This is a genomic window from Paracnuella aquatica (assembly GCF_003332885.2).
GTDB lineage: Bacteria > Bacteroidota > Bacteroidia > Chitinophagales > Chitinophagaceae > Flavisolibacter > Flavisolibacter aquaticus.
The window spans coordinates 70442-88091 of sequence record NZ_QOWJ01000004.1 but is presented as its reverse complement, the minus strand read 5'-3'; the positions used below and the strand labels follow the sequence as shown (position 1 = coordinate 88091).

Below are 17650 nucleotides of genomic sequence, written 5' to 3'. Positions count from 1 at the left end.
TTTTTTATTATGGATCAATGTTCGGTAATTCGATGCGGGGTTGTATGCTGTTCTTTCAATAACTCTGGATCAAAACATTGGTAGGAATGCCAAGGGTTTGGTGAATCTGGCGGATCATTTCCAAAGTCAGCTTGCGTTTTTTATTCAGGATTTCGCTTGCACGACTCTTTAAACCCACCACTTTCGCTAAGTCACTTTGATTGTATCCCAATTGCTCCATGCGAAATTTAATGGCTTCGATCGGGTCAGGGTAGGCAATTGGATAATGCTCTTGTTCATATTTATCAATCAAGATGCCCAGCACTTCCAGTTCGTCGCCCTCCGGTGTTCCCGGCTGTGCATCAAAGATCGCCTCAAGGCGGCTCATCGCTGCCTGGTAATCTTTTTTCGTTTTGATCGGTTTAACGGTCATTGCTGCTGCCTTTTAAATTGTTGTTGCATCGATTTTGTCATACTGTGCATGTGTTCCTATAAATCTGATCCACACCATGCCGTATGCATAGTTGATCTTAACAATCAGCCGGTAATGGTTGCCTTTAATGTTAAACACAACCCGGTTGTCAGTCAGGAGTGAAGCACTGGGGTAGTCCCGCTTAATATCTTGTGGGCCTTTCCACAGAGCTTCTTCGGCTTCGCCATACCAGGCTTTGAGCTGTTGCTCACAATCAGGATGTTTTAGCCAAAAATCCCGAAGTGCTTTTTTGGCAATAACTCTCAAGCGGAAAATTTATCAAATGTACAGAAAGTTCCCAAAATGGGATTTTCGAGTTAGCTTCTGCTTCTAGGCGATGGCTGCAATCTATTTTACATGACAAAGATTCTGTCGTGTGAAATAGGCGACGGTCACACCTGTCACTTTTAACCCAAACACGAACTTCCATCAATCTTACCAAGTCCGCTTACTCATCACCTTGTCCAGTTCAGCACGGGTCATTTTACCCAACTCCGGGTGCTTTTCCAGCCAACGCAAAAACTCGGTTTTAATGTCGTCCGACCACTGGCTGTCGATCTGGCCGGTGGTGTATTTGCCGGTGCGTACCATTTCAAAACCAAACTGGTCTTTGCGCACCACAAATTCGGCAGTGCTGATCACCTGCTCGGCCAGGTGTGCGGGCACAAACAACACACCTTCAATGGTGGCAATCACCAGGTCGCCGGGCAGCACTATGGCGTTGCCAATGCGGATGGGCGTGTTGAGTCCCATCAGCAACATTTCTTCAGTGAACGACGGGTGGAAATCACGAACCAGCGCATTAAATCCCTGTATTTTCCGGATCTCCTGCAGGTCACGTGCAGCACCGTCGAACACCACGCCATTGCCTGATTTGGCAAAGATGGAATTGGCCAGCGTGGAGCCCATAATGCCACCGCCGCTGATCTTTCCAAACGCATCGGCCACGTAGAGGTCGCCTTTTACCAGTACATCAATGGGCCACGAGTTGGTGTTGCCCGTGCGGCCTTGTTTGGCGCCCCGGTCTTTGATGTTTTTTTCCACATCCGGGCGGCTAGGCAGGTACATGGCCGTAACGGCCCGGCCCGTCATGGTTACATCATTTACCAGTTTCCAATTGCCTTCGTATTGGTTGAAATAACCTTCGTTCTTGAGCACGGTCCATGCATCATCGATGTAAATTTTCTTCGCCCGTTCCAAAATGTCATCGGGCAATTTTGGCCGGCCATCTGCAAAGCGTTCGCCTTTCCATGCCGATGTCAGGTACATCATTTCTTCTTTGGAAATGGTTTGCGCCGATGCGGCCTGCGCCGTTAAAAAGGATGCGGAAAGGAGCAGGAAAAAAGTCTTGAGTTTCATCATCATTCCATTCGTTTAAAATAAGTGTACGATGGCAGCGCATCAATCATCGCTGCCTTTATGCGCAATACCGGCCAGTGCCTGTACGCCCAGTCTTTCTTTCAATTGGGTTCGGTATAAACTTTTGGGGCTTACATGTGCATCCATCGACTCCACATGTCCCACGGGTTTGGTCAGGTCTTGCAGGCCTGCGTTGAACACCACTGCATTTACGCCCACATGGCCAAACGAATAGTTTTGCGCGGTGGGCGGGCTTTGCACCAAAAAATCGCCTACGCAGTTCCAGAACACAATGTTGGCGCCGGCCCATCCAATGATGTAATCCCAGTACCGTGCACTAAGCGGTGCCTGCACATTATCATACAGCACACCGTTTACCCAATGGTTGTGCGGCTCGCTGGTGGAGTAGGGGTTCACTGCTTTGCAATCCAAAAATACATTGCCGCTGGCCTCGTGGCCCTGCAGCACAAACGAGTGGCGGCCTTTTTGCGAAAAGCAGCGCTGCACCAAGCACAATTGGCCATTCATTTGGTACGTAAAACGGCGGGCGCCCATGCGCATCGAAACAGGTTCCCACGATTCGCAGTCCTGCACCGTTACCCACTTGCTGCCTGCAGCTACCTGCACCACGCTGTTGCCAAAATGCAGTGCCGTGATGTTGCGCACCCACACATTTTTAGCATTGCTGATGTTGATGAAATTGAAGTAATGCGCTTCATCGGAATAATATTCATCGCCCTGGTATTGGAATTTCGGATCGAGTTTGTCGCGGTCCATATTGCCGTAGTTGCGGGTACGCACAGATGGATCGAAATCGGAAACGCCACGCAGGTTTTCAACGGCTGTTTGTGCGATGCGGTTGTCGGAGTAGCGGATCAACTCGCCACCGCCCCAGCGTGTTTCGATGGCGCAAAAAATAGGTGCATCAATGGTAATTGTATTTCCTTTGATGGCAACAATGATCCGGTCGTAATGAATGTTGAACGGCTGCCAGCGGTTGCGGCCTACGGTAGCACTGTCTGCACCAATGGTTTTGATCCAGTCCGCATTACCCATGCGCCGAACGGTTACCGCATCGCCCACTTTAAAGCCCTTTGCATTAGCAACAGAAAAAGAGGTAGCACCAACCGGCACATAACTATCGGTAATGGTTTGTTTGCTTTCCTCCTGTAACTGTGTGCCCGCTTCGCCGGCAATGTTGATCAGTGCTGGCCGGCCGCCCCGCATCGGGCCACCGGTTGGTGCAGCCTTTGGCATTTTGCCCACCAGCACAGTGCCAATGTCGTTAGCACCTTCGCCGCGCAGCACAACGCCGGAGCCGCGGATGTACAACGGTTTTTCCAAAAGGTATTGCCCCATTTTTAGCAAAATGGCACCGCGAAATCCATGCGCATCGGGCGGCAATGCAGCAACACTATCAATGACGGCTTGCAGCCGTGCCGAGTTGTCGCCGGCAATGGGCCATACCGTAACTTTTGCCTGCACATGAGGCAGCGGCACACCGCCGCCTTTGTAGCCTGCATTGGAAAAATCGGGGATGCGGTTGCCCAAACTATCCTTAACATACACCAGTTTGCCATCGGCGCCGGGATACACCAGCGAGGTGTTGGCGGCAATGTTTTGTGCAGAGGCAGAAAATACGGGAATGCTACAGGCAATGGCAGCAATTGCAAAAAAGGAAATGCGCATAAGCCATTTGGGGTTCGTTGGTGGTGCAGCGATACCTGCGGCAAGTGCGCTGCAGTAGAGGGTTGTTGCGGGGAGAAACAACAGGCAGAAGAGCGGCTAAGTTTGATTAGTTCACGAGTTCACAGGTTGGTTTCAAAAAACTCGTGAACCCGTGAACAAGTGAACTTTTGAAATGCACTACACTTCTGCCTGTACGTTTTTATTTAAGCAAAGAATGGAACGTTGGGCGTTGCATACTTTTTCATTGCTTCCATATTCAGGTCAACGCCAATGCCGGGCTTTTCAGATACAGTAATGTAGCTGTCTTTTACCCAGTTCTTTTCGTCGAAGGTTACAATTTCGCGGAACATTGGCTCAGTATGGAAATAAGACTGCCACTCCATCAGGTGGAAGTTGGGCACTGTTACACAAACGTGTGCACAAGCCATTGCACCCAGCAGCGAGGCAACCATGTGTGGTGAGAACGGAACATAGTACATGTTGGCCAGGTTGGCAATGCGCTGTCCTTCGCCCAAACCGCCGCATTTCTGCAGATCCGGCATTACAATGTCAACGCCATTATCCAGCAGTTGCTTAAAACCATAACCGAGGTAAACGTTTTCGCCGCCAGAGATTGGTGTAGTTGTTTCTGCCGCAATTTGCTTGTATGCTGCAAAGTTTTCTGCAGGCACTGGCTCTTCCAGCCAGGTAAGGTTCAGCGGTTCTACTTTTTTGGCAATGGCCTGCGCCGTTACATAATCGTAGCGGCCGTGCATGTCCACGCACAGGTCAATTTTTGGCCCAACCGCCTGGCGTACTGCAGCCAGTTGGTCGTACATCCGTTGTAATTCACCGGGGCTGGCTGTCCAGTTGTACCGGTCTTTCTTATCGGGGTCAGATGCGTAGTCAATATCAAATTTTAGCGCATCGAAATTCCATTTTTTAATGGCCTCTGTCGCTGCATCTGCAAAGTCTTTTGGCGAAGGAAACCGGTTGCGGTAAAGTGCCGTATCGCAATATACCCTTACACGGTCGCGCAACTTGCCGCCCAGCAATTGGTACACCGGCATGTTAAACGCTTTGCCGGTCAGATCCCACATCGCTGTTTCGATAGCCGACAATACCGCTACATACATACCCGACTGGCCGCCACCAAAGTGTGCACTGCGGCGCAGGTCTTCAAAAATTTTATGTGGGTTCAATGGGCTTTGTCCCCGCAGCCTTCTGCCCAGGCTTTGCACCAGGTGATAGGTGCCGCCAATGGCATCCACACCTTCGCCCAGGCCATAAATGCCTTGGTTAGTGTTCACCTTTACAAACAGGCTGCCACGGATGTAACCGCAGGTTACATCCGTAATTTTCAAATCGGAAGGAGCGGAAAATTTTACCTGGTTGTCAACAGCCTGCTCAAGCGGCTGGCCAAACGATGCAATGGGAGCTAAGGGAGCCAAAGCCGCAGCCAGACCGGCTTTAGATAAAAATGATCTTCTGGAAGTAGACATGTATCCTTGTTTTGATGGTTTGTAAATTGATTGGTTGAAAGGGGCCGGCGGCCCAGTTTTGCCGCCAGCTTATCGGGTTTAATAACTGTTGGTTTGCTGGGTTGTGCTTTCGCGTTGTTTGATGATCTCCTGCACCTGTTCGCGGGCCACGGGCAGCTTGTTCACATTGTCTTTAAGCCATTGCGTAAAGTCTTTCTGGATGGGATCGGCCCAGCGGGTATCGATCTGCCCGGCGGTATACTTTCCTTCGCGGATGCGGAGTTGGCCAAACATATCTTCCAGCCGAACCAGCTCCGAGCTTTTTACTACTCTTTCGGCAAGGTGCGGTGGAATGAAAATCACGACGCCCATTTTACCCAACACCACATCGCCCGGCATAACGGTAACCGTGCGGATGCGGGTAGGCCGGTTAATGCCTACGATCATGGTGGTCAGATCCCTGTTGGGGCCACCTCCGGGGTTGTGAAACGAAGGATCGTAGCTGCTGAAATAAGAAGTAAAACCGCCCATTTCTTTCAGGCCTTCCACATCACGCAGGGCGCCATCGTACACAATGCCGTTGCCGGTGCGGGTATAAATGGCGGTACCTACACGATCGCCGATGGTGGGGCCGTTCTTTTTAGCGCCAAACTGGTCGGCCACATAAACGTCGCCTTTGCTTAGTTGCTCCACGGCCCACACGTTTTGCGCCAGCCGGCCTTCTTTTTTGCCCATCGAATCAATGGCTTTCCAAACATCGGGGCGGCCCGGCATAAACGTGGTGGTAAATGCGCGGCCCACCAGCACGCTGTCGGGGTTAATGATCTGGCCCCAGCCATCGGCAATCTGGTAGCGGTAACCGGCACCGCTGATGAGTGCCCAGGCTTCTTCGATGGTTACCGCCTTCATGCGGCGAAGGATATCATCCGACACTTTGGGGCGGCCGTCGGCAAAACGTTCGCCTTTCCATTCGGGTGTGAGTGCAATCAGTTCGTCTTTACTGGCCTGTACAAATTGTGCATGAAGTGGATTCAATGCAATAGTCAGTATAAGGGCGGCCAGCAATCGTTTTGTTTTGAACATATATGGTTACTTTTTTTAATGAACAGGGTTTATAGTGCGTTTGCTTCAATCACTTCTTTTTTGTCGACAGTTGTATCGGGCTCCGGCGCACTGTCTTTTGGAATGCGGTTGTGCCAGTAGCTGGAAAGGAGTGAGCCGGTAATATTCATCATCGGGCCGAAAATGGCCGGGGCCAGTGCCACTGCTGGGTTGGTACTGATTTTTGATGCCAATGCAGAGGCAAGACCGGCATTCTGCATGCCTACTTCCAACGCAATGGTGCGGCTGTCGCGTTCATCAAATTTCAGCAGCCTTGCCGACCAGTAACCCAGCAGGTAACCAAATGTGTTGTGCAGGAAAGTAGCTAGTATAATGAGGCCGCCCACTTGCAGCAGCGCATCGCGGCCCTTGGCAATGATCACTACCAGGATGAGCACAATGCCCACCATTGAAGTAATTGGCAACACTTTGTTGAGCCACTCCGAGCGGCCTTTCAGCAGGTAACGAACAAGAATACCCAAGGCAACCGGCACTACCACCATTTGCACCATTTCCCAAACCATGTCGAGGAAATGAATGGTAATGAAACTGCCGCCCAGCCACTGCATGAGCAATGGTGTGAAGATGGGCGCTACCAGTGTAGAAGCGGTGGTTACCGAAACGGAAAGTGCCAGGTTGCCCCGCGACAAATAGCACATTACGTTGGATGCAAGACCGCTGGGTGAGCAACCCACGAGGATAATGCCGGCAGCGATTTCCGGCGGAAAGTTGAACATATTGGCTACGCCAAAACCAATGAACGGCATGATGGTGTAGTGGCATACAACGCCAATGACCACACCTTTCGGCATTTTCACAATCTGCGAAAAATCTTTCAGCGTAAGCTCAGTGCCCATGCCAAACATGATCAGTTGCAACAGGGGCACGATGAGGCCGGTGAGGTTAAAATCGCCAACGGTTTTAAAATACTGCGGGTAATACATCGACAGGCTGACGGCCGCGAAAATGAGGATGGTGTATGAAAAACCTTTGAGGAACTTATGCCCGCGGAACGCAATGGACAGGGTTAAAAATGCAAGGCTGAGGAGCCAGCCGCCCCAGTTGTGCATTTGCTGAAACGTGACGATGATCCATGCAACCAGTAACACTGCGGTTGCGGCATAAAAGAACTTGTAAACAGACGTTTTATTCATGGCAAGTGGTTGGATAAAAAAGAGATTTTAGGTCAGCTATGTTGTTGCAGTTCTGCAATGGCTTCAAATTCATCAAAGAGTTTTGTGCTCAATCGTTCGAAGATGGCAAACAGCTTCATGTATGTTTCGTGGTGCTGCCCGTTGGGATGAAAATTTTCGAGCAGTTTTACTTTTTGCGCCGCCTGCTCCAGGCTATCGAAGAGGCCCATTTCGGTAGCACTTACCAGGAAGGCGCCGCAGGCAACGCTGTCGGGTCCCGAATTTAATTTTACCGAAACCGGTTTGTTGAACATGTCGGCTATCATCTGCGTCCACAGCGGGTAAGCGGCATAAGTGCCGTTGGCCGAAAGGCTTTTAAAGCTGCGGTGCCGCTCCAGTGTTTTACCAATATTGTAAAATGCAAACAAGATTCCTTCAATGGTGGCACGGATAAAATGCCGCTGTTCGTGTTTGATGTTCAAACCAAAATAAGAGCCCCTTGCATTGGCGTTCCAGATGGGTGCCCGTTCGCCCTGCAGGTACGGCAAAAAGATCAATCCTTCCGAGCCTGCGGGCACACGTGATGCTTCGCTCAACAAATCATCAATGCAGTCTTCCAGGTCGAACACTTTTTTAAAATCGCCAAACTGCGTGGCAAACCATTCAAATGCCGAACCTGCATTGTTGGTGGGTCCGCCAGATACGTAACATCCTTCAGTAAGCACATAGTTGAACAAACCCTGTTGTTCATCCTGCAATACTTTTTTGCCCACAACCCGAACGGCACCGCTTTCTTCCAGCGTTACCGTTGCTTTTTCATCGCCCCAAACACCAGCGCCCAATGTGGCCATACAGCCATCGCTGGAGCCCACCAGCAGCTTGGTGTTTTCGGGCAGGCCAAGCGATGTTTGGTACTGGCGTTTTAATTTTTTGGGCGCATAAAAAACAGGCACCGCATCGGCCAGCATCGACTTTTTTAGGCCTGCACGTTCCAACGCAAGGTCTTCCCACTGCAGTGTGTGAATGTTGAGCAGGCCGGTAGCCGATGCAACGCTGTAGTCTACCACATACTCACCGGTAAGTTGCTCAATGATGTATGTTTTAATGGATAAAAATTTATGTGCTGCTTCAAACAATTCCCGGTTGTTGTTTTTCATCCAGGTGATCTTGTTCAGCGGCGACATGGCATGAATTGGTGTGCCAGTCATTTGGTACAATTGCTTGCCAATGTCGGAGGCCCTTAGATCACCTGCTTCTTTTTTGGCGCGGTTGTCGGACCATACAATGGCATTGCCAATGGGCACACCGTTTTTGTTAATGGCCAGCACGCTGTGCATGGCCGAACTAAAGCAAATGCTGACTACTTTATGGTTTTTCGGATAGATCTTTTCGTTGAGAAAATTTTTGAGCATGTACAGCAGCGTAATAAAGATCTGTTCAGGATCCTGCTCGCTGTAATCGGGCCGTGAATGGAAAGTAGGGTAGGATCCCTTTGATGAGCCCAGCAACTCGCCGGTCAAATCAAATGCCGCAACCCTTATTGAGCCGGTGCCTATTTCTATGGTGATGATGCAATCCATTTTCAAACGTTTATTCAGTGGGGGTTGTATTCTTTTTTCTAAACTCGCTGGGTGTGTATCCGGTTAGTTTTTTAAACGTTGTGGCAAAGTGCTGCGACGAATAAAAACCTACATCCAGCGCAATATCTGTTACATGAACATCGGGCCGCTTCAGCAGTTTGATGGCTTCCGATATGCGGATGTTGATCAGGTAGTTGAGCGGCGAAAAGCCGGTATAGCTTTTTACTTTTTCCGAAAATGCAGTATTGCCCAAACCCACCAGTGCAGCCATTTCTTCCACCGTCCATTGGTGCGATAGTTTTTCGCGCAGCGTTTGTTCGAGCTTCATAAATGTTTGCGGAAAATCTCTGCGCGATGTGTTCTGCTGCGTTAGTTGCCGTGCAATAAGGATGAACAATTCTTCCACCAGTTGATTGATGCGTGATGCATACCCGATCTCTTGATTGCAAAACTCCTGTTGTATGCTTTGAAACAATGCACCTGCATCTTTCATCTTGGATAGCGCTGCGCAATTATTCATCACCAGTATTTGCCCAATGCTCCTGCATTCACTGTCGGTGAGGCGGCTCCATTTACCCAACGCCAGTTTGCCGCTGGAATCAAATTCCTGCAACCCCAGGTGCATCCACGCTACCGTACCAATGTCGAGCAGGTCTCTTTCGCCACCAAACTGCTGGCCGGGTAAAACAAAAGCAAGGTCACCGGGATAAAATATATGGTGCTGCTGATCGATCACCCAGTCGAAGCGTCCGTCAATAACATAATACACCCGAAAAAAATCCTGTGCTGTTTTTGCTAATGACCCGAATTGTATGGTGTTGTTTTTCTTGACTGCAAATTCAATGATATGCGGAAACGCATGAAGCTCTTTACAATCTTTCTTTAAAAAGTACTGGTTCATGCAATCGTTCGTTTCTGAATTGGCAAACTTCGATGCAACGATATTAGGAAGAAAAATGTTTGTGCTTGTACAATATCCTACGCTGTTCTATTTTGGAAGTTTTTCGCGCTGATGTTTGAATACTTTGTATCCATCTAACGATATCTTTTGCTCTCTTTCCCGAACATTTTTTTCTAAACAACACTTGCCATTATGAAAGAATTTCTTCGGCGGCATTCCGCTCAATTGAAGAAGCCTTCCATCTTCCTTTTCCTCCTGCTTTTTTCAGTCACTGCTTTTGCACAAAACATTACCGGAACGGTTACCGATGCAGAGAACCGCGCCATCAGCCGTGCAACAGTGGAAGTAAAAGGTACATCACGTAGAACTTTAACTGATGCTGCCGGTAAATTCAGCATCGCAGCCAGCAACTCCGATGTGCTGGTGGTTTCATTTGTAGGATTCACCACACAGGAAGTGCCTGTTTCCGGACAACAATCCATCAACGTTACACTTGCTGCCGATACCCGCAGTATGGAAACCGTGGTGGTTACCGCACTGGGTATTAAACGCGAAGCAAAAAAACTGGGTTATGCCACTACCACCGTTAAAACGGATGAAATGGTTACCAACCGAACCACCAACGCGATGGAGTCGTTGGAAGGTAAGGTTGCCGGTTTGAATATTACACCGCCCGCTGCCGGCGCAGGCGCCAGCACGCAAATACGGTTGCGCGGCCAGGTTGGTTTTGCGGGATCAAACAACGCACCGCTGATCGTGGTAAACGGTTTGCCCATTGACCAGGGCGCAAGGGCTGCCAACGGTAACGTGGACAACCGCGACCGCGGTGATAACCTGTTAAACATTAACCCCGATGATATTGAAACCATGACGGTACTGAAAGGTTCCACCGCATCGGCCCTATATGGTGTTCGTGCTGCGGCCGGTGCCATCATCATCACTACAAAATCAGGCGCTAAAAACCAAGGCGTTGGTGTTGAACTCACTTCGAGCTACACCGCTCAGGAAGCCCTGAACTTCATGGATCAATTTCAAACCATGTATGGCCTGGGCGTAGGTGGTCAAAAACCAACTTCAGCAGCCAGTGCCCGGAGCAACGGCCAGTTTGGCTGGGGTGCACGCCTCGATGGGCAGCCGACACCCATATTTGACGGTAGCTTGCAGCCTTACTCGGCTTACGAAGACCGCTTGTTCGATTACCTGCAAACCGGTTCCAATTTTACCAACACCGTTGCCTTTTCGGGTGGTGGACAAAACGGTAGCTTCCGTGCTTCATTTTCCAACACTGATGCAAAAGGCATTGAGCCAAGAGATGAGTACAAAAGAAAGATCGTTAACTTCGGTTTGAACCATGATATTACCAAGCGGCTTAAGTTTACCGTAAACATCAACTGGGCAAACGAAGAACAAAGCAATCCGCCGCAGATCGGTACGCAAGGTGCTGGTTCCGTTAACTTCTTTACCCGTTTAGCCAATTCCATTCCTACATCTGCTTTAAAGAACAGTGCAGTTGACCCGGTGACCAATACCGAAAACCAAACCTCCGGTTTCCAGGGCACCGTGCTCAACCCGTACTACGCCAACCAGGTGGGACAAAGCTGGGTAAACAAGCGTGACCGCTTACTGGGCACGGCAACTTTGCGCTATGAATTTGCCGACTGGCTGTACCTGCAAGGCCGGTACAACTACGATTATTCCATCAACTTCCTAGAGTCGAAAGTGCCTGGCGGTATTGGTACCAGTTTGATCACCAACCCTGACGGTACCTACAAAGGCACTTACAGTCTTTCCGAAGGCAAAGGCACCGATGTAAACGCCGATTTCTTGTTGGGTGGTTCCAAGGAATTTAAAAACTTTTCTATTGATGCAAGTGTTGGTGGTAACACCTGGCGTGTGGAGAACCGTACGTTCAACCAGAACGCCAACAACTTCCTCATTAAGGATATCTTTTCCATTGCCAACGGCAACGTAAGAAACCAAAGCTATAACTACAATAAGAGCCGCATCAACTCGCTGTATGGCTTGGTGGAACTGGGTTACAACAACTTGTTGTATGTGAATGTTACCGGCCGCCAGGATTGGTTCTCGGTGTACAACCCGGCGAGCAACAGCGTGTTTTATCCCTCTGTTTCCGGTAGCTTTATTTTCTCTGAACTGATTCCCAAACTCACCTGGGTTAACTACGGTAAGTTGCGGGCTTCATGGGCCCAAACCGGCAGCCAGCAAGGCGTTGGTCCTTACGAGGGTTTGCTGACTTATGCCATTGCGCAAAACAACTTCAACGGCCAGCCAACTGCTTCTATCTCTGGCGGCCTGGCGCCAAACCCTGCACTGACGCCATTTAAAGTGGAAGAAAAAGAATTGGGTTTGGAATTGCGGATGTTTAAAAACAGGTTGAACATTGATGCGACCGTTTTTGATAAAGTAACCACAAAGCAGGTACTGGATGTTACGCTGTCGAATACATCGGGCTACACCGGCACTAAAGACAACCTTGGTTCTTTGCGGAACCGCGGTTTGGAATTGTCGATTGAAGGTCGCCCTGTTCAAGGCAGAAAATTTAGCTGGTCTACCTCTTGGAACAACACTTACCTGGCAACCAAAGTGCTGGCTATTTCGCCGGGTGTGAATGATTTCCTCCTGCTCAACTTCAATGCAACCGGCAACGAGTTCCTCGGCCAGATCCGCTATACCGTGGGCCTGCCGATGAACCAACTGTACACCCGCACTTACCTGCGCAACGACAAAGGTGAAATTGTAGTGAACAACAACGGCCGTTTGCTGGCATCGCCAAACTATGTTCCTGTAGGCAGCTCTATTCCAAAATACACCGGCGGCTGGACCAACAATTTTTCTTATAAAAACCTGACGCTGGGTGTATTCATTGATTACAAATTTGGCGGCACCGTATTGTCATCTACTGCGCTGAACATGCTGCGCCAGGGGCTTTCCAAAGCTTCGCTGGTGGGCCGCAGAGAAGGCGAAGCCGGTATCAACAATTCCAATTTTCCCGCTGTTTACCAGGGCTCGGGTGCACCCAACACTACCAACGTAACCGACCTGCAAGGCTTTTATGCCGACTACCGCAACCTGCAGATCGGCGATCCGTTTATTTTTAAATCCGATTTCGTGAAGTTGAGAAATATATCGCTGGCGTATAACCTCACCAGCCTGTTGCAGCGCACTTCTTACCTCAAGTTTTTCAAGGGTATGGCAGTGTCCGGATCGATCCGCAACGTAGCCATTTTGTACAAAGACATTCCAGGCCTGGATCCAGAGGCCGTGCAGTCATCGGGTGATGTACGCAGCGGTTATGAAAACGCCGCATTGCCCACTACACGTAACTACAACCTTACCTTAAATCTCAAATTCTGACGAAATGATAACGACATTTAGAAAGCTGATTTTGATAGCGTCAGTACTGGCATTTGTTGGTTGCGATAAAGACTTCGAACAGATCAACACCAATCCTTACGGCATCAACGATATTGACCCGGCGCTGATTTTTGCCGGCGCACAACGCACCCAACTTTCGGGTTGGGAAACCGAGCACACGATTGTACAGCAATTTGTAAACCCGTTTAACTCCGGTGCAACGCTGGGGCCCAACTTCAACGAAGACATCGATAACTTCAACAACGGTAAATGGGATGCACTGTACCCTGGCTCGTTGAAAAACATGGCGCAGGCACTTGCGATGTTGGAAAATTCGAACCGCGTAAACCTGCGCAGCATGATCCGGATCTGGAGGGCACAGGCTTTTATGGGTTTGGTAGATCAGTATGGCGATGTTCCTTACTCTGAATCGGGCCAGGCATATCTGAAAACAATTTTCTATCCCAAGTATGATGATGATGCTGCCATTTACGCCGACCTCGAAAAAGAACTGAAGGAGTCGATTGCCGCTTTGAACCCTGCCGGCGATTATGTTCCGGAAGATTTGTTTTTTGGAAAAAACAGCCGCACTCCATCTGGCACTGCAACCGTGCAAACCGAGAAATGGAAAAAAGTAGGCAACTCGCTGCTGCTGCGTTTGGGCATGCGTTATTCAAAGCTTAATCCAACGAAAGCCGCTGCACTGGCAACCGAAGCGTTGAACGGTGGCGTGATGACATCTAATGCAGACAACGTGTGGGTTACCTATGACGGTACTTTGTACACCAACCCTTCGAACGGTGGACTGGTCAACAACAACCCGCGTTTTTATTATGCCGCGGAGCCATTTGTGAACCAGTTGAAATCAACCAACGATCCAAGGGGTAAATTTTTGGTGGCAACCTATCAAAACCCGAACAACCCATTGGCCGACCAGGCGCCCAACACCAATATTGCCGACCAGTTTGGTGTGCCTGTTGGCGTGATCAGCACCGCACTGGAAGCCGCACCGTACCGTGGTCAGCGCAATGGCGGTTTGAATTATTCGCAAATGAACGTACGGGTGGTAGCCTCGCAAACGGCACCCACGTTTTGGATCACCTATTCGCAAACCGCACTGTTGCTGGCCGAAGCAGCACACCGGGGCTGGATTCCGGGCGGCGATGCAGCGGCCAAGACCTACTACGACAATGCCATCAAAGCTGATATGGACCGCTATGCGTTGTATCCCGGTGGCGCTGCAGTACCGGAAGGCGATAAGCAAGCTTACCTGTCACATCCCAACGTGGAGTACCGGGCTGCCGATGCACTCCGCCTGATCAACACGCAATACTGGATCACCAGCATTACCGATGGCAACGAAGCATGGGCCAATTTCCGCAGAACCGGCTTCCCCGCACTGGAACCTAACCGCGCCAACAACAACCTCAATGGCGGATTCATCCGCCGGTTGTCATACCCAGACTATGAGTTGTCGAACAACCGCGAAAACTACCAGGCCGCAGTACAGGCCATTGGCGGAAAAGACGATCTGACCACCCGGGTATTTTGGGATACACCATAACTGAATAAAAATAAGCGGCATCTTTTTTTGCTCCGCCAGTAAAAAAAGATGTCTCTTTTTAAACATGCTGTGCAGCGATAGAGTAGATGTTGAGCATTGTTAGGAAACAGCATGGGGCAGTTCGAAACCTTTTTCAAAAAATGATTGGTACATGCAAGTGCGCTGCGTATGGACAGCGCCAAATAAGTAGCGGCCGACACCCATTGCAGTAGGCTAAGCAATTACCTTTGAAGGCAATAAAAAACGAACTGTTGCTCAAATGAAAAATACGACCGACCAGACCAGTGAGAACGAAGCATTGCGCAGTACCCAGTGGTTTGGCAAAAGCGATAAAATGGGTTTTGTGCACCGCTCCTGGCTGCGCAACCAAGGGTATCCCAGCGATTATTTTGATGGCCGCCCGGTAATTGGTATCTGCAACACCTGGAGCGACCTGACGCCATGCAACGGCCACCTGCGTGATTTTGCAGAAGTGGTAAAACGTGGCGTCATTGAAGCCGGCGGTTTCCCGCTGGAATTCCCGGTTACATCACTCGGCGAAACCATCATGCGCCCCACCACCATGTTGTTTCGCAACCTGGCTGCGATGGACACGGAAGAAACCATTCGTGCCAACCCGCTCGATGGGGTGGTGCTGCTTACCGGCTGCGATAAAACTACACCATCAACACTGATGGGTGCCTGCAGTGTAGACCTGCCCACATTGGTCATTCCCGGTGGGCCCATGCTCAACGGCCGTTTCAAAGGCGAGTGCCTTGGCAGCGGTTCGTTTAACTGGATTGTAAAAGAAAAAACACTCGTAGAAAGCTATACTGCCGAAGATATTTTGGAGGCAGAGATTGGCGTGGCCCGCAGTGCCGGCCATTGCATGACGATGGGCACCGCATCGACCATGGCCTGCATGGTAGAAGCGCTGGGTTTAACACTGCCCGGTGCAGCGGCAATACCGGCTGTTGATTCGCGCAAAAAAGTAATGGCGCAACTTTCGGGCAGGCGCATTGTGCAAATGGTAAAAGAAAACCTGAAGCTGTCGAAAGTGCTGACGCGGCAGGCTTTTGAAAACGCCATCGTGGTCAATGCGGCCATTGGCGGCTCCACCAATTTTGTCATTCACCTGCTGGCCATTGCCGGCCGCATCGGCATCGATCTCAAGCTCGAAGATTTTGATGCCATCGGCAGCAAAATTCCGCTGCTGGTAAACCTGAAGCCGTCGGGCAAATACCTGATGGAAGATTTTTATTACGCAGGTGGATTGCCGGTAGTGATCAACGAACTTAAAAAATACCTGCATACCGATGCCATCACCATCAATGGCAAAACCATTGGTGAAAACAACCACGAGCCCATCTGCTACAACCAGGATGTGATTGCCAAAATCGACAACCCGTTGCAGCAGGAGGCAGGCATCGCGGTATTGAAAGGAAACCTTTGTGCAAACGGCGCCATCATCAAGCCATCGGCAGCCGACAAAGGACTGATGCAGCACCGCGGCCGCGCCGTGGTGTTTGAAACCATTGAAGATTACCATGCCCGCATCGACGACCCGGCGCTGGACATTGATGAGACCTGCGTAATTGTTTTAAAAAACGTAGGTCCTGTTGGCTATCCCGGCATGCCCGAAGTGGGCAATGTGGACCTGCCCGAAAAACTGCTGCGCAAGGGCATCCGCGATATGATCCGCATTTCGGATGGCCGCATGAGCGGCACTGCTGCCGGCACCGTGGTGTTGCATGTATCGCCGGAATCGGCGGTGGGCGGCACCATTGCTTTTGTGCAGGATGGCGATATGATTGAACTGGATGTGGAAGGCCGCAGGCTGCACCTTGATATTACAGACGAAGAACTGGAGCGCCGCAGGGCCGCATGGCAGCCACCTGAGCCTATGGCCGTGCGGGGGTATGTAAAGCTACACATCGATCATGTGCAGCAGGCACACCTAGGCGCCGATATGGACGTACTCCGTGGCGGCTCCGGCAGCCAGGTAACACGGGATCTGCATTAAAATTTTGCCCCACCATATAAACCAAACTGTTTACTTATGAAGTCCATTTTTGCAGGATTGTTTTTTTTATCCACTGCCTGTGCGGCACAGGAAACCTACCCAACTATTGGCACCATTGAGGTTGAAAATGATGCGCTAAGCGCCATTGTTTCGAAAGACGCCAAGGCCGAAATCATTGCCACCGGTTTCAGGTGGAGCGAAGGCCCGCTTTGGGTAGAAAAGGGCGGCATGCTGCTTTTTTCGGATGTGCCTACCAACACCGTGTATAAATGGACGCCTGCAAAAGGAAAAGAAGTGTACCTCAACCCATCGGGGTACACCGGCACCACCGAGCGGGGTGGCGAAATGGGCAGCAACGGCCTGATACTGGACCGCCAGGGCCGCCTGGTGCTGTGCCAGCACGGCGACCGCCGCATGGCCCGCATGGATGCACCGCTCGACCAGCCGCAGGCAAAATTTGTAACCCTGGCCGATATGCAGGGCGGCAAGCGCATGAGCAGCCCCAACGATGCCTGCTACAGCAACAGCGGCGAGCTGTTTTTTACCGACCCGCCCTATGGTCTGCCCGGCCGCGGCGACAATGACCCCACAAAAGAAACTTCATGGAACGGTGTGTATAAAGTAAAAAAGAACGGCGACGTGGTATTGCTCATCGACAGCCTCACCAGGCCCAATGGCATTGCATTTTTCCCCGGCGAAAAAAAGCTGCTGGTTGCCAACAGCGATCCGCGCAAACCCAACTGGTATGTGTACGATGTGCAGGGCGATAAATTGGTGAACGGGAAAATATTTTACAGTGCTGCCGGCGCAGGCCGTGGCATGCCCGGCTTGCCCGATGGTTTGAAGATCGATAAAAAGGGCAACGTGTACGCAACCGGCCCGGGCGGTGTTTATTTTTTCAACAGCAATGGCAAAAAACTGGGCATGCTGAAGGTGCCCGGCGCTACATCAAACGTAGCGCTTTCGGCCGATGAAAAAACCATGTACGTGACCAACAGCAACCAGGTGCTGCGGGTGCAACTCAGAAAGTAATAA

General features: G+C 50.4%; 13 protein-coding genes. 4 read left to right on the top strand and 9 right to left on the bottom strand.

Translation table 11 applies throughout. From position 1 onward, the window contains the following. Positions 1 to 55: 55 nt before the first annotated feature. From DRJ53_RS08100 to DRJ53_RS08060, 9 genes are all read right to left on the bottom strand, one after another. A complete protein-coding gene (locus DRJ53_RS08100) occupies positions 56 to 412 on the bottom strand; it encodes a helix-turn-helix domain-containing protein (RefSeq protein ID WP_114235111.1) in 357 nt (118 codons plus the stop codon). Positions 413 to 424: 12 nt separating this feature from the next. Continuing rightward, positions 425 to 718 carry a type II toxin-antitoxin system HigB family toxin gene (locus DRJ53_RS08095; protein ID WP_114235110.1) on the bottom strand — a complete coding sequence of 98 codons (294 nt, stop codon included), beginning with the start codon at positions 716 to 718 and terminating at the stop codon, positions 425 to 427. A 168-nt stretch (positions 719 to 886) separates the two neighbouring features. Continuing rightward, positions 887 to 1816 (bottom strand): RraA family protein, encoded by a 930-nt coding sequence (locus tag DRJ53_RS08090; RefSeq protein WP_114235109.1) that lies wholly within the window; start codon positions 1814 to 1816, stop codon positions 887 to 889. A 36-nt stretch (positions 1817 to 1852) separates the two neighbouring features. Continuing rightward, positions 1853 to 3499, bottom strand: a complete 1647-nt coding sequence (locus tag DRJ53_RS08085; RefSeq protein WP_114235108.1) for a hypothetical protein — start codon at positions 3497 to 3499, stop codon at positions 1853 to 1855. Between the two features lie 203 nt (positions 3500 to 3702). Continuing rightward, complete coding sequence (locus DRJ53_RS08080) at positions 3703 to 4980, bottom strand: mandelate racemase/muconate lactonizing enzyme family protein (protein ID WP_114235107.1); 1278 nt, start codon at positions 4978 to 4980, stop codon at positions 3703 to 3705. 78 nt (positions 4981 to 5058) lie between these two features. Beyond that, positions 5059 to 6042: an RraA family protein gene (locus DRJ53_RS08075; protein WP_114235106.1), complete on the bottom strand. Its 984-nt coding sequence runs from the start codon at positions 6040 to 6042 to the stop codon at positions 5059 to 5061. Positions 6043 to 6071: 29 nt separating this feature from the next. Beyond that, positions 6072 to 7214, bottom strand: coding sequence for a bile acid:sodium symporter family protein (locus tag DRJ53_RS08070; protein WP_114235105.1), 1143 nt, complete (start codon positions 7212 to 7214; stop codon positions 6072 to 6074). A 32-nt stretch (positions 7215 to 7246) separates the two neighbouring features. Next, complete coding sequence (locus tag DRJ53_RS08065) at positions 7247 to 8773, bottom strand: gluconokinase (protein ID WP_114235104.1); 1527 nt, start codon at positions 8771 to 8773, stop codon at positions 7247 to 7249. Positions 8774 to 8783: 10 nt separating this feature from the next. Further along, positions 8784 to 9674: an AraC family transcriptional regulator gene (locus DRJ53_RS08060; RefSeq protein WP_114235103.1), complete on the bottom strand. Its 891-nt coding sequence runs from the start codon at positions 9672 to 9674 to the stop codon at positions 8784 to 8786. Positions 9675 to 9866: 192 nt separating this feature from the next. On the opposite strand from DRJ53_RS08060, the gene DRJ53_RS08055 reads away from it, so the two are divergent. The 4 genes from DRJ53_RS08055 to DRJ53_RS08040 all read left to right on the top strand — a co-directional run bounded on the left by DRJ53_RS08055 (position 9867) and on the right by DRJ53_RS08040 (position 17647). Further along, positions 9867 to 13049, top strand: coding sequence for a SusC/RagA family TonB-linked outer membrane protein (locus DRJ53_RS08055; RefSeq protein ID WP_114235102.1), 3183 nt, complete (start codon positions 9867 to 9869; stop codon positions 13047 to 13049). Between the two features lie 4 nt (positions 13050 to 13053). Next, positions 13054 to 14613: a SusD/RagB family nutrient-binding outer membrane lipoprotein gene (locus DRJ53_RS08050; protein WP_206609734.1), complete on the top strand. Its 1560-nt coding sequence runs from the start codon at positions 13054 to 13056 to the stop codon at positions 14611 to 14613. A 259-nt stretch (positions 14614 to 14872) separates the two neighbouring features. Beyond that, positions 14873 to 16615: an IlvD/Edd family dehydratase gene (locus tag DRJ53_RS08045; RefSeq protein WP_114235101.1), complete on the top strand. Its 1743-nt coding sequence runs from the start codon at positions 14873 to 14875 to the stop codon at positions 16613 to 16615. A gap of 36 nt (positions 16616 to 16651) precedes the next feature. Continuing rightward, a complete protein-coding gene (locus DRJ53_RS08040) occupies positions 16652 to 17647 on the top strand; it encodes an SMP-30/gluconolactonase/LRE family protein (RefSeq protein ID WP_114235100.1) in 996 nt (331 codons plus the stop codon). Positions 17648 to 17650 lie beyond the last annotated feature (3 nt).

Excerpts from the sequence above, each read along its gene's own strand:
- DRJ53_RS08100 (WP_114235111.1), bottom strand. The coding sequence starts at position 412 with ATGACCGTTAAACCGATCAAAACGAAAAAAGATTACCAGGCAGCGATG.
- DRJ53_RS08090 (WP_114235109.1), bottom strand. The coding sequence starts at position 1,816 with ATGATGATGAAACTCAAGACTTTTTTCCTGCTCCTTTCCGCATCCTTT.
- DRJ53_RS08085 (WP_114235108.1), bottom strand. The coding sequence starts at position 3,499 with ATGCGCATTTCCTTTTTTGCAATTGCTGCCATTGCCTGTAGCATTCCC.
- DRJ53_RS08080 (WP_114235107.1), bottom strand. The coding sequence starts at position 4,980 with ATGTCTACTTCCAGAAGATCATTTTTATCTAAAGCCGGTCTGGCTGCG.
- DRJ53_RS08075 (WP_114235106.1), bottom strand. The coding sequence starts at position 6,042 with ATGTTCAAAACAAAACGATTGCTGGCCGCCCTTATACTGACTATTGCA.
- DRJ53_RS08070 (WP_114235105.1), bottom strand. The coding sequence starts at position 7,214 with ATGAATAAAACGTCTGTTTACAAGTTCTTTTATGCCGCAACCGCAGTG.
- DRJ53_RS08065 (WP_114235104.1), bottom strand. The coding sequence starts at position 8,773 with ATGGATTGCATCATCACCATAGAAATAGGCACCGGCTCAATAAGGGTT.
- DRJ53_RS08060 (WP_114235103.1), bottom strand. The coding sequence starts at position 9,674 with ATGAACCAGTACTTTTTAAAGAAAGATTGTAAAGAGCTTCATGCGTTT.
- DRJ53_RS08055 (WP_114235102.1), top strand. The coding sequence starts at position 9,867 with ATGAAAGAATTTCTTCGGCGGCATTCCGCTCAATTGAAGAAGCCTTCC.
- DRJ53_RS08050 (WP_206609734.1), top strand. The coding sequence starts at position 13,054 with ATGATAACGACATTTAGAAAGCTGATTTTGATAGCGTCAGTACTGGCA.
- DRJ53_RS08045 (WP_114235101.1), top strand. The coding sequence starts at position 14,873 with ATGAAAAATACGACCGACCAGACCAGTGAGAACGAAGCATTGCGCAGT.
- DRJ53_RS08040 (WP_114235100.1), top strand. The coding sequence starts at position 16,652 with ATGAAGTCCATTTTTGCAGGATTGTTTTTTTTATCCACTGCCTGTGCG.